This window comes from Rhizobium sp. AN5 (genome assembly GCF_900215255.1).
GTDB lineage: Bacteria > Pseudomonadota > Alphaproteobacteria > Rhizobiales > Rhizobiaceae > Agrobacterium > Agrobacterium tumefaciens.
This window is the reverse complement of record NZ_OCMJ01000002.1, coordinates 379,850-392,923: the sequence shown is the minus strand read 5'-3', so window position 1 is coordinate 392,923 and position 13,074 is coordinate 379,850. Positions and strand designations below refer to the sequence as shown.

8 protein-coding genes are annotated in these 13,074 nt (G+C 55.8%); 3 read left to right on the top strand and 5 right to left on the bottom strand.

The features are described 5' to 3' along the window. Window positions 1–12: 12 nt before the first annotated feature. Entirely contained in the window at window positions 13–1,161 is a 1,149-nt protein-coding gene (locus CRP02_RS02730; RefSeq protein ID WP_179783921.1) for a site-specific integrase, read from the bottom strand. Window positions 1,162–1,351: 190 nt separating this feature from the next. Between CRP02_RS02730 and CRP02_RS02725 the strand changes: the two genes are divergently transcribed. After that, window positions 1,352–2,527: an RHE_PE00001 family protein gene (locus tag CRP02_RS02725; RefSeq protein ID WP_097170159.1), complete on the top strand. Its 1,176-nt coding sequence runs from the start codon at window positions 1,352–1,354 to the stop codon at window positions 2,525–2,527. A 22-nt stretch (window positions 2,528–2,549) separates the two neighbouring features. On the opposite strand, the gene qatD is transcribed toward CRP02_RS02725, so the two are convergent. The 4 genes from qatD to CRP02_RS02705 all read right to left on the bottom strand — a co-directional run bounded on the left by qatD (window position 2,550) and on the right by CRP02_RS02705 (window position 7,403). Next, the gene (gene qatD / locus CRP02_RS02720) at window positions 2,550–3,299 is read right to left on the bottom strand and encodes a Qat anti-phage system TatD family nuclease QatD (RefSeq protein WP_097170158.1); all 750 of its coding nucleotides are present in this window, start codon (window positions 3,297–3,299) and stop codon (window positions 2,550–2,552) included. Then, on the bottom strand, window positions 3,296–4,633 hold the full coding sequence (gene qatC / locus CRP02_RS02715) for a Qat anti-phage system QueC-like protein QatC (protein WP_097170157.1): 1,338 nt from the start codon (window positions 4,631–4,633) through the stop codon (window positions 3,296–3,298). Before qatC ends, qatD begins: the two co-directional genes overlap by 4 nt. After that, complete coding sequence (locus tag CRP02_RS27825; RefSeq protein WP_323455313.1) at window positions 4,630–5,175, bottom strand: hypothetical protein; 546 nt, start codon at window positions 5,173–5,175, stop codon at window positions 4,630–4,632. The genes qatC and CRP02_RS27825 overlap by 4 nt, the downstream gene beginning before the upstream one ends. 326 nt (window positions 5,176–5,501) lie before the next feature. Next, entirely contained in the window at window positions 5,502–7,403 is a 1,902-nt protein-coding gene (locus tag CRP02_RS02705; protein WP_097170155.1) for a KAP family NTPase, read from the bottom strand. 392 nt (window positions 7,404–7,795) lie between these two features. Between CRP02_RS02705 and CRP02_RS02700 the strand changes: the two genes are divergently transcribed. Both CRP02_RS02700 and CRP02_RS02695 read left to right on the top strand, forming a co-directional pair. Next, window positions 7,796–8,905 (top strand): hypothetical protein, encoded by a 1,110-nt coding sequence (locus tag CRP02_RS02700; protein ID WP_143539306.1) that lies wholly within the window; start codon window positions 7,796–7,798, stop codon window positions 8,903–8,905. 585 nt (window positions 8,906–9,490) lie between these two features. Continuing rightward, window positions 9,491–13,054, top strand: a complete 3,564-nt coding sequence (locus tag CRP02_RS02695) for a DEAD/DEAH box helicase (protein ID WP_097170153.1) — start codon at window positions 9,491–9,493, stop codon at window positions 13,052–13,054. Window positions 13,055–13,074 lie beyond the last annotated feature (20 nt).

Sequence of the window (13,074 nt, the reverse complement as noted above, 5' to 3'; positions counted from 1 at the left end):
TGAGACCCGATCCTACAACAATCGGGCCGCTCGCCCGCTTCTGCGTGTAGCACTGTTATAATAGCTGGATGCTTGCTGGACCGATCGGTGGCGTGATTGCTCCATCGCCTCGGGGAGGGGAATGCCTCGGTTGGCCGCTTCGGTCAGATAGCCCGACCGCAGACCATGCGCCGAAAACTGGCCTGCCTCCAACCCTGCTATTTCGGCGCGCTGCTTGATGATTGCATTGACCGACTGTGGATCTAGCGCCCGTTTGGAAACCGTTCCCCATTTTCCGATCCCGCGAAACATGCTGCCCTTGTCGATCCTGGCGGCCGCCAGCCAGGCATTCAACGCCTCGACAGGCCGGCCTGTGAGATAGACGACGTTGTCCTGCTCGCCGGCCGTCGTTTTGGTGCGGCCAAGATGAATGGCTAAAGAGGGGAGGGGAGGGCCGTCCGGCACCTCGATCGGCGGCTCGACTACCAACTGTTCAATCCGCAGTCCGGCGATCTCGCTGCGCCGCCGGCCGCCGGAGGCAAAGGCCACCATCAGGATTGCCTTGTCGCGTAGATCGCGCAGGCTGTCTGACTCGCAAGTCGCAAGCAGCTTTGCCAGAACGTCGCCTGTGACCGCTTTTGCGCTCTTGCGCGCCCGGGTTCGCGGAACGGCGCGCACGGCCAGACGAATGGCTGATTTAAGGGCAGGGGAGGCGAAGGCGCCATGGAGGCCGCGCCACCTGGTCAGCGTCGACCAGTTGGCCAGCCGCCGGCGCACCGTCGATGGTGCGTGTGGGCCGACGGATCTCAGAAAACCCTGGCGCCGGAGGTTTTCATCGACCGCAGCCGGCATGCCGTGGTCGGGATCTGTTGCGCGCTTTTCCGGATCCCAGAGGTGATGGGCGACAAATTTCAACAGTAGTGCTTCCGGTGCGGGCCAGGGAAGAGAACTGCCGGTGGTCGCCAGCCCCCAGGCTTCGAGGTAAGCGAGGTCGGATGTGAGTGCGCGCAGCGTATTGTCGCCCATGCCCTGATTAACGAGATGGCGCAGCGTCTCGACGTCCTGATCGGTCAACAGCTCGGCGAGCTCGTCGCGGCGTTCGAGCGGCAGGACGGACGCAATGGTATCGAGCTCTTCGGCGCGCCGCTCGACGGACGTCTGTGATGTCTTCGCTTTGGCCATGAGAGGCTCCAGAATCGCGTGTTTCGGCGGCCGCCGGGACCGTGATTTGCCCCGATTTTCCTGGATTTGCGCCGCGAAATCAACTACCATCGATAAGAGGTACTTATCGATGGTTAGAAGCCCAACCCAAAACCATACCATGTGACGGACGTCAAATATCCACTGGAGTCCGTTTAACAAATCATTTACCATGATTTCAATGGTTTACAATCTCACCAAATTGCCTATTTCAGCGTTGCTGCGGCCGATTTCGGGCGCGGCCTCCGCATTGTCTCGTCTTGACGAGCGCATTGCCCGTTCGCTGGTCGGCGAGGGGTTTGTCGAACGCTCGCACTTCACCGACTCGTGCGCCTCTCTGTGGATCGACGGCGAGCTCGTCCATCTCGAAGACCTCGTCCTCCACGACGCCACAAAAGACATCCGCACCCCAACCCACGAGCTCACCATCGCCCGCGACGTGCTGCGCACCCGACGGAGACTTGCCTCCCATCCGCCCGGCTGGGCGCTATCAACCGAAGGTCTCCGCAGCCTCCGGCAGGCATGGCCAGGGCAGGCATTGCCTGCAGCATCTTTGGGGGATGATATATCCGTCGCGGCTGACGACGACGCGCTACCCGACATTGCGATCGGAGCAGGAGAGGGCAACGAGGATGAGGCTGCGAGCACACTTGCGGAAGAATTCGCCGCCATTGACGCGTTGCTCGCCCGCTCTGACGCTACGATCAAGGATGCCACGAGACCTGCACGCGCCATCGGCAACCGGGCGACGGCTAGCCGTCCGGCCGAAAAAAATCCGATGATCTATGATCTCGACTGGGACGAAGATGCGCGGCTAGAGGACTGGCACGGTGTCGTGCGGCAGGCCGAAAATTTGCCGCCGGTGCTGCAGGCGATCATCGCCCTCGATGCCTGGAATGAATTGGAGGTGCTGCAGCACGCGCCCTGGCTTGGCCGGCTGTTGTCCGCCTCAATCCTGCGTCAGGATGGCATCACCTCGGGCGCGCATCTTGCCGCCATCAATCTTGGCCTTAAAACCATCCCCGTGGATCGCCGTCGGCATCGCGATCGGGAAACGCGGCTGCTGGCGATTGCCCATGGATTGTTGGCGGCTGCAGAGCTTGGCTTGAAAGAACATGACCGACTGGCGCTGGCGCGAACGATGATGGAGCGAAAACTGGTCGGGAAGCGGACGTCGTCAAAAATGCCGGAGCTGATTGAGCTGGTCATGGCGAAGCCGTTGGTGTCGGCCGGGATGATTGCCAAAGAGCTTGGCGTCACGCCGCGGGCGGCGCTGCGGATCGTTGAGGAGTTGGGCTTGCGGGAGATGACGGGGAGGGGGAGGTTTCGGGCATGGGGGACGTTATAACTTGGCTTAATTGTCTTCGCTTCTACCCCCCCCGCGCTTGATCAAATTTTCCAAGCAAGTTGCGCAGGTTTTTGTGTAGGTTTCGATCTGCCTCATTTGACGTGCATTCCCAGCTTTCTGCCATCACCTGCAGGCTTTTCTCAACATCCCATGGCATCAATGCGGTTGAGCCGTTCGTAGCGAAGGGGCCGTCTGTTTCGGTTAGAATTCGTTCGCGAGGCATTGCGGCAGCTAACTCGCGGCCCTTGCGGCCACGAAGCATAGCAGGTCCGACACTGAACCAGCAGCCAAGATCGATGGCACGACTCAATTCTTTCATTGTGCCGCTGAACCAGTGTAGTATCGGCAGGCTCTTATTGACGCTTGCTTCTAGAACGTCCAGCGCCGCGGTTGCAGCACCGCGAGAGTGGATCGACAGTATCCGGCCACCGTGACCTTCAGCATGCTGAATGATGTCGGTGAATACCTCCTTTTGCAACGGCAGACTGGCAAGATGGTCAGGAGAGCCATCCAGTCCGACTTCACCGACATACTTGGTATGAGCCATTAACCTGCGCACCTCATCAACCTCCCGATGACGAGTGGCTACGAGTTCCGGATGGAGGCCGACCGCAACACGAATGCGCTTCCGTCCCTCGGTTAGACGGATATTACCGAGAAAAGCCTTCGGAGTCGTCGTGACGGCAAGGACGAACACACCCCGTTTGTCGGCCTCAGCGATCACCCGACCAGGACTAGGATAGAGGTCGAGGTGGCAATGCATGTCGATCATAGTAACCCGGTCACTTCAAGGAACTCGCCAATCTCAAGCAAACCATCCTCGGCCGTCTTTCGGTGATCATCAGCGCGGGCTCCGAACGATGCCGCTCCTATAGCGGGTCCAATCCATCGGCGCGCGCCGTACCGTTTCACATAGTCGAGGGCGGTCAGCGTCTGTACGACGTCGTCATACTCGGCGAACGCCTTACCATGGAATTCACTATTGATGCGACCGTGAACCCGCAGCGAGTTGTCGGGATGCATGTATTTTGTTTCGTCCGCATCGATCCGGCCCTTCCATTTCAAGAATGATGACCGACGAACCAGGCAAGGTAAGCATCGGCCACAATGGGTGTAGCTGCGACCGGCGCGTCCGCAACTCATGGAAGCAGCTGCCAGTTCCTCAAGTTTTCCCTGGTCCAAACACTCGGACATCATAGTGCCCTTGGTTTTCAACTGGTATCGGTTTTGGAGCTTGACGTTGAGGCTCAGGTCATCGAGCAGTTCCTGCAGCATAAGTATGAACCGGGGATGCGTCGTTCGGGTACTTAAGCTGCCGCGACGCATCATGGTCAGAGGGACGTTCAGGCTGATGAAGCCATTCTCGGGCGTATGTAGGTCTACGATCTCGCCATCTTTGTAGCGGTCTAGGACAGTCGCGGCTAAGATCCCGAAAGCAATGAAAATGATCGAGCGAGGGCGCTGTGAAATCTCTGCAGCCATTCCTGGTGTACGGGGGTCAGCGTTCAGCGAAAGGCAGCGGCCTTTAACTCCGAGTGCCACCGGAAAGGCTTCTTGGCGGCTTTTGACGTCTCCGCGCACGCGGTTGGATACGTATACTGGCAAGTCACCATCTGTCGCCTCCATATCGATGGCACCAATAAGGCTGTCCAGACCGCCGGAGAGCAATGCGACGCAGGTCTCCGGTCTTGCAACTTGGGGCTTCTTCGGAGGGGCAGGATGGAAGCCGCCTTCAACAAATGTCAGGTTCCAGAAGTCACCCGTGAGGAACGAGAGCATCTCGGCAATCTTTTGTGATAGACCCTGCCAGGTGTGTGGATCACTCACACCGACAGTGAGATCAATCTCCCGGGTCCAGCCGTCTGCGCTGACCATAGCCCGGTTCACAAGCCTGTCCGCACCGACTACGCCGAGAGCCAGGGCAGTGAAGTCCCACGCCTTTGTCACGGGGGATCTACCTGACCACTTGAAGAGTTCATTCGCGACTGAGAGCCCTGCATAGCCAGACGTCTTGCTGAGTGGCCCCAAGTCGCCTTCGAATATACTGATGCGATGATCGATGCCGATGGGCGATGGTTGATCTGGTCGAAGCGCTGCGATTTTCATTCGAGGTAACTTTCGAAAATATCCATCACCTGAGCATTGATATCCCTGGCGATCCGATCTGAATTTCTACGGCTTATGTTCGTGCCAGCGCCTTTCATCCGGTCGTATTGGACACGATAGGCCTCGCGGACGAAATCACTGATTTCTTTGAGGCGATCATTTGCGAGGACACCGTTACCATGTGCGGCTTTCGTTACAGATGCGCCGATGTCTGCGAGGAGAATGTTGAACACCGATATGGAGAGGGTACGTACGTAGCATTCCTCGACTAGTTCTGGTGGTAAGTCCGTTACATCCGCATCCGCATTTTCGCTGAGAACCGAACTGACTGCCTCGGCGACGGCCTCTCGTGTACCAGCATCATCGAGCGATATGTCGCCAGGGTTGACGGCCTCAGCTATTCGCTCAGCGACCTCACTATGAGACAGGCCCGCCAAGGACTGCAAATCGATGACAGGGGCGTCACTGCCGTCAACGTTCGTGACGGTATTTCCGGACAAGACATTATAGACACCGGATGCAGCAGAAGCCGATTTGCCCATTCGTCGGGCGGCTGTAGCCGAACCACCGTAGCCACTCCGGACGTAGTTGCCCAGCGCTTTGCGGAGGCGACCCTGATCGCCACTCTTCGTAAAGTCTCCAATCGCACGTTTGGCGGCCGTAAACCGACGTGGCGGTGCTAGCGGCTGGTCAGGCTTCTTATCCGGTGCGGGTGAGGGTGATGGGGAAGGTTGCGGTGGCCCACCGCCATCTGGCCCCGTAAGTGGCCGGGAGGAGGGCGGCGGCGGTTTTGGACTGTCATCGCCTACCCAATTAGGCACCAGCGGCACATTCTTTCCTGGGCCACTACTGGTTTTTGAGGTCCCCATTAGCGTTTCCCCTTGTTAAGGGCAGATGTCACAGCTTTGCCTACAGGGACCGGTAGGTCAGAGCGTTGGCCGAAATCAATCAGAACCCTCTTGCCCCATTCGCTCGTCTCAAGTCTGGGTATGAGACCTGGCTTCAGCGAGGTTGATGCCACGCTCTCGAAGAATACCACCAGGCGTGAGGCCTGAGTTTTGTCAGCATCCGCCATAGCCGCGAGACCGTAAAGTATGAACGGTGTTCCCCATTCAGCTTCAGCGCTGGCCTTGTCGAGGAGGTGGGTCATGATCTGAGCACGCTCATCGGGAGCGATTGCCGGAAACCGCTCCTTGATTGCTGTCGTCGCCGTGATTTTAAGGCTCGCCAGTTCAGAAAGCAGTGAAGCGGCATTTTTGGAAAGCTTGTTTTCCGCTGCAATGATGGGAGCACTTTCGCGTCCGACGTGAAGTGCTCCGCGTAGGTCCACACCGCCAATGTCCGGAGGCAATTTCAGCCAATCCGTTATCAGCTTCAAATCATCGAACCAGCCAGCAGGCCAGCCTTTTTCATCGATAGCCTTTCCGGCACGAACATCGGCTTCGAGATCGCGAAGTAAGGTGGACGTTCCACCAGGGGCGGTGCTGATTAGTTCTGACAAGGAGTTGAAGGACGTTTGCGAGGCAAAGCGTTCAAATAGAAGGAGCTTTGCGAACATCGCATCGTTGACACTTATCCCTTGGACCTTGGCAAGGCTGCGTCTGATCGAGAGGGTGTTCATGAAGCGTTTTATCAAGCGCGGGTTGCCATTCACCTTGGGCGAAATGATCATCTGACGGGCAAGGCGGTCGGCAAGCTCCAACTCTGCTTTCAATGTACCAGGGCAATCAGGAACGAGGTTCTGAACGAAGTCCGCATCGATTGCCTCACCCTTCCAACTCTCTGCGAGACGTTTGTTAACAGCGATGCGGACCTTTTCCTTTTCAACCTCCGGGACAGAGCTGCTCTCGACGAACAGCATCATTAGGTATGCCTTCACCTCGTTGGTGCCGAGCGGCGGCACCCTCAACGGGACTTGAATGAGCTTGTCGAAGTAGCTGGTGACGATGTCGTCATCCACCCTCGTGCCCGGGAAATGAACCCTTACGGCCTCCTTGATCATTTTGTCGTCGGCAGCGATGATGAACGCTGTGCGCTCCATAAACAGAAATAGGCGCATTGCTTCAAGAGTGCCAATCACAGTCGGCGGCAAGCACCGGTCAAGGTCGTCGACGAACACGACGAGCGTCACTTTCAGGTCGGCTAGTAGTCCCTCGAAATCCTTGCGGATCGCGTGAATCATCTGGGGAGGTGTTTGCTTAATAGCCTCTGGCTTGAGAAGCCCTTTTACATCGTCAGCTCGTGCTTTGACTTCCTCAGAAGCAGCGTCGTATCCTTCCTGTGTAATGCCATCGGCGTTGAAGCGGTCAATAATTCCCTTAGCGCCGCGAGCGAGAGCACCAACGGGAAGGCCCGAGTACGCTGTCGCCGCCAACTCACCGAGCAACCGCATCGAGCGGAACACGTCGATCCTTTTCAGGAGTTTTCCTGCTTTCTCAATAATGGTCTCGCTCGCCTCCTCTGAGGTCATCAGAGCACTGGTGATCTCTTCCATGAGAGCAGCCTTCGCGTCGTCATGACCCTGGTAAAGCCAGGCGTTGAAGTTTACGAAGATGAGCGAGTTTTTGCCTTCGCCGTCACCTTCCGCCTTCAGTCGGGTCTTAAGGTCAGCCTCAATCAGCTTCACCATGGAGGACTTTCCGACACCCCAACCACCGGAGATCCCGATGCTCAGTGCATTGCCATTGGCGTCGACAATCATTTGCGAGACCAGCCTCGCCATTACATTGAAATTCAGGAAATCTCGGCCAGTTTCGACGTCGGACCACATAGCACACTCCTCAACTTACACGAGGAAGTTCGCCTCCATCTTCAACCGGCGCAAGCCAGCGCGTCAAAACCTTTTCGAAATATAGTCGTATTCCACAGAAAAGATTTAAATGCAGAGATGAGAAATTACTTTGGTTGCTAGTAATGAGGTCAGCTAGAAAATGATCATTTGGAAGGTGGATGGACACTCTTATGACGTCGGGACGTCACTAAGCTCAGTCGACGAGAATCCCATGGCGACCCATCAATTGTTTTTGCCGAAGTGGCGCATCGTAATCAGGGGCCTTTATGTCAACACTTGAGTGCCTCGATATCGAAAATTGGCGCGTAGCCACAAAGGATGAAGTAGTCGCCTACGTCTCTGCGAAACCAGGTGATCGCCCGGAGTCATCCATGCTTGTAATCCGCACCCGACTGCGTCCTGTGGATGTCTATACCTACCTAGTCGCGCGGTTCGGACGACCGAACGGCTTCCAAAATTTTCTCCGTAAAAACGACAGCGACAACTGGATACACTGGGACTTTAATCTGAAGGCTGGAGCCATCGACGTCTATTTTGCGGGCGCATCAAGAGAAATTCATATTTTCATCGCTGAGAAGATGAGCGACGCCGATTGGGCCTCATTTCTTGGAACAGTCAAACGTGATTTCGCCCGCGTCGCCAAAGCCAAATCTAGCGTCCTGAAGGGGCTCGAAAAATACTACGTGTTCCAAAACAAGTTCGTGGCGCTCAGTGGCGTCTGTGCAGATTTACATGCGACCATCGTTGACACTGCCCCACGGGAAAGCTTGCCAACACGAAGTAGCGCGTACGCTGACGACCCTGCTGCCTTCAAGGAAACGATGAAGCGCATCGGCGAACGTGCAGACCAAATCTTTGCAAGTTGCCTTCAACTGCGGCTTCTGACGCCTATTATGGCCGAGGCATTCGTAAACATGATCATCTTGATGTTCTGCAAGGACGAGACGAGGGATGACCCTGCTGCCTACCAAGGCCTGCTCCGCGCCAAAGTTCCAGAGCGGCTCAACGCGCTCTCGGAAAAATGTCATGGCTTTCTCTCACCTGTCGACACGAAAACTCGGGCCTACAAGGTGTTCATGCGCGTGATCCAAAAACGCAACTTCGCCCTGCACGGCAACGTTGATCCTGTCCGCGAGCAGATCGAGACTGTGTATTTTGACGGAAGACGGCCGCTATTTGACGAGCCGGGACACAACGTCGCGAAATTTTTCGACCATTTGGAAGCCCTAAATGAGCCCGACGAGGTTGTTGCAGAATATGAGGGAGTACATGAATTTCTTGTCGAGATCAGGGATTGCATGGACGAACGAACACGTCGTTTCTTCGATCAAGTGATCAGCGACGCATATCCCGGATGGTGGGTTCAGAAGCGACGCGTCACGCGCATTTTGCCAGAGAATGTGATCGCCGGGTTCATGCAGGGAATGAGATACGACGATGAACTCGAACTCTCTTCTGGCCGGGTAACGGAAGCAGGCTAGGTCGGGTTGGCACTTTGTCGAACGCTTGGCAAGGATCGCTGAAAGCTTTGCCCGATCTCGGGGCAACATAGGGCCGAAAACACTTGTCAACTACCGCCCACGGCTGCAATCAGCGATTGACAATCTGTTGTGCGAGAAGCGGGAAGAGCAATACGTTTTACAGTCATACCCTATGCCGATCGTGCCCGACGATACCAGAGTGTTACCGGCAAGAATGAAGCTTTCCTCATCCGCGACAATTGGGACGACTACCGGTTCAAGACCACATTCTCACTAATCTACTGTAAGCGCGATTTTCTACGCACATTGACGTAAGCTTTTAACCTGCGAAAGCGGTTAGCGCGGAACCACACTCGGCAGAGAGTGTAAGATTATCCGCAGCAACGGGCAGCGCAAATCAATCGAAGCGATCCTCGTTGGTTGAGCAAGCCTAGAGCTGCCAAAATCGGTCGAAATTGCTGATGACTTTCGCAGGAAAACGGAAGGGTTGGTCGGCTGGTGCCTCCGGTAACCAAACTTTCGCGGCAGCACTCGACACGCAACTCTAAATAAGCGATTGCTTTTGCAATTCTTGCGGATTTTCACATGCAGCGTCCCTATTTACAGAGAACAATCGTCGAGCTTCGGACCCTGTTCGAACAATTCAAAAACGACAAAGCTGAGCTTAAGCTGCTGGCTTTTGAGCTTTCAAAACGAAGTGTTCAGAAAGCAAGGGTCCTCGGTCAAGAGGTAGAAGACGTTCTTCGGTCCTTGTCAGACTTAACCCCAATTGAAAAAGAGTCGCCTCGACCAGTAGTCCGCGTCGGACCGGTGTCAAGACCCGCCATACCAAGCCAGGTAGAAGGTGGCCAAATCCAGGATGAGTCTCCTATTGAGCTCAAAAGCCCACATCCAGTTACTCCTTCCGGACGAAAAGACGATCCGGCCTCCATATTGTCTGCTTGGACTGCGCTGGAGGCATTGTCACCGCAAAGCTATAAACGACCGGAGGATCTGGCGTCTGGGGAGCGAAGCAGAGTTGTGCCTTTAGCCGGCGCAGATCTTCCATGGAAGCGAGGTCTGAAAGCTAAACCAAAACATCGACTCTTCTTTCAGATAGTCCTCGGTTGCATTGCGCTGGATCGGGCGACAGATCTCCTCGTTGAGGCCTTTGGAGAGGATGAAGAGCGTTCAAGGCCGGATGGGCGCAAGGCAGTCATCGCCGCCATTCTCGTCGACAAGGATGGCTACTTGCTAGACGAAAATGCCGTTGCTATTTCAAGCTTCGCTTGGGCTCTGCGACCGGCGCTCGAACGCAATCTTGGCCATCTCGGAAATTGGCCAAAGGTTCAGGCCGTTGTTCTTGAGAAGCTTGACAAGATCGTCCGTCGCAAGGACGGGGATGGCAACCCGGTCCCGATAGACGCAGCCTCCATCGACTCGGCTTATACTTGGCTGGTGCGGCAGTTTGCTATTCCCGATGAGCTGCTGGAGGCACCCACCTTCACGCTCAAGGTGTTTCACCATTTCAAGGCCAGGACGCCACCTGAACCATCGCTCCTCAACTCTTTCTTCCTCGACGATATCGGATTGGCGTCGCAGCTTATTGCTTCCGGCCAACAGGGTGACGGACTCAGCAGATATCTCGGGATTTTAAAGGTTAGCAATCCGATTGACGTAATGGTGCCGCCTTCAGCGGTGGAGCCGCACATTGCACCCTTAAAAACACCCCAGGCCCGTTGGCCCTCCAGTGGTCATCATCCGCTCGTCCTATTGCAGCAGGCAGCAGTCAATGTTGCGAGAGACGAGTTGGTCGACAAGACCGGTATAATTGGCGTCAACGGTCCACCTGGAACCGGAAAAACCACCCTTCTGCGTGATATTGTTGTTGGATGTGTCCTGGATCGTGCATCCGCTATGGTACGATTTGAAAAGCCGGTAGATGCGTTTTCAACCACGGGACAGAAGATGGGCGTCGGTGGCAACGCCTTTTTCCACTTCTATCGCCTGGCTCAAAGCCTACGCGGTCATGAGATTGTGATTGCATCCAGTAACAACAAGGCAGTCCAGAATATTAGCGAGGAGCTGCCGCTTCTCAAAAACAACGGTCGGGCGGATGAGATTTCCTACCTGCGCTCCATCAGCGACATTGTTGCGAATCCGAGACGCTTTGGCGTGGACGACGACGAGGACATTGATCGTTTGCAAAAAAGGACGTGGGGCCTGATTGCTGCCGTGCTGGGCAATGGGGGCAATCGATCGACTTTTCAGCAGACCTTTTGGTGGCATGAAGACGGCGGATACCGGATTTACCTGAAAGCAGCCAAGGGTGACGATGTCCTGCGAGAAATCAAGGACGAAAATGGCAAACTCATACGTCGGGAAATCCCTTCTGTCGTGACGAACGAGTCTCCGCCGGTCAACGAGGCCGCTGCATTGTCGAACTGGAAGAAGGCTAGAAACCGGTTTCTGACACTCCGTAAGCAGATCAATTCAGAGATCGCAGCACTAGAGGCTGTTCGAAAATCCTATGTCGAATTGCCAGGCTTGAAAAAGGCCGTCGCTGCTGCGCAGATCAGACTCGGACCGATGGTTCTGGCCGTTGAGCAGGTGAGCGCACGGGAAAGCGAGGCGTTAGCTGGGCTGTCTGCAGCACAATCTGTGTTTGAGCGGGCACGAAATGAAGTTCTTGCTCACGATCTCCGACGCCCCGGCTTCGTTGCTCGACTGTTTGGGATGTCGTCGTGGCGCACATGGCAGGCGCGCAAAGCCGCCATCAATAGTGAAAGCGACAAAGCGCGGTCGAGGCAGACAGACGCAACCGCATTGCACGACGCCGCGAAGACGGAGTTGATACGGCTTAAATCGGAAATCGAAAGAGCTGAGGCAGATCTACAAGCTCTTCGTTCGGATGCTGCCACGCATCAGGGAACGATTGAGACAGCCAGAGCGACGCTGGGCGCACGATTGATCGATGATCGGTTTTTTGCCCAAAATCATGAGGCGATTAATCTAACGGCGCCTTGGTTGCCGGATAGCCTTAATCGTAAGCGAGAGGATTTGTTTGCCGCAGCGCTCAACGTACAGAAAGCTTTTGTCGATGCCTCGGCGCAAAAAGTGCTTCACAACCTCAATATCTTGATGAGTGCCTTTACCGCCGGCGCTCTGCTGAATCCGAGCCACAAGGCCTTACTCGGCGACCTCTGGTCTACGCTCTTTATGGTAGTGCCGGCCGTGTCGACGACGTTTGCGTCCGTCAACACCATGTTTGGTGACCTCGGTTCGGAGACAATTGGCTGGCTCCTGGTCGACGAAGCCGGTCAGGCTGCACCGCAGGCCGCGGTCGGCGCAATCATGAGGGCCAAGCGTTCGATTGTTGTTGGTGATCCACTCCAGATTCCGCCGGTGGTCTCTCTTCCCGAGAAACTCAATCTCGAGATCTGCAAATTCTTCGCCATTGATAAGGATCGTTGGTCCGCTCCTACGGCATCAGTTCAGACCTTGGCGGATCGTGGCTCGCCATTTCAGTCCACATTCAATGGGGAGTTTGAGCCGCGACGAGTCGGGTTTCCATTGCTTGTCCATCGCCGGTGTCAGGACCCGATGTTTAGCGTATCCAACGCGATCGCCTATGACGGGCAGATGGTCCACGCAGTGTCGGATCCAAACCCCGGTGAGGTGGGGCAGGATTTTGGGCCATCCTGCTGGTTCGACATCGATGCCGACGCAGATACAAAGTGGTCACCGGGAGAGGGAGACGTTGTAGTTCGAATGATGCGGAGGATCGCGATGCTCGGCATCGTGTCTCCAGACGTATTTATAATCTCGCCTTTCAAGATTGTTGAGACAGAAATGCGTCGTCGGCTCGAACGAGAGAGCGATATCTTCAAGGCGGTCGGGGAGGATGCTGCCACCTGGGTGCGGGATAGGGTCGGAACGATCCATACGTTCCAGGGCCGAGAAGCCAAGACCGTTATCTTGGTGCTTGGTGCCCCCAAGCCCACTCAGCATAGAGCGCGTGTTTGGGCCGGAAATCCGCCCAATATCCTCAATGTTGCAATTTCGCGGGCAAAACAGAACCTCTACGTGGTGGGGTCGCAGAATGCATGGGCTGGGGCAGGGCAAAGTTTTCAGACGCTCATCCGATCGATGCCGGTACGCAAAATATGATGTCGTTCGCTGGTGCGATG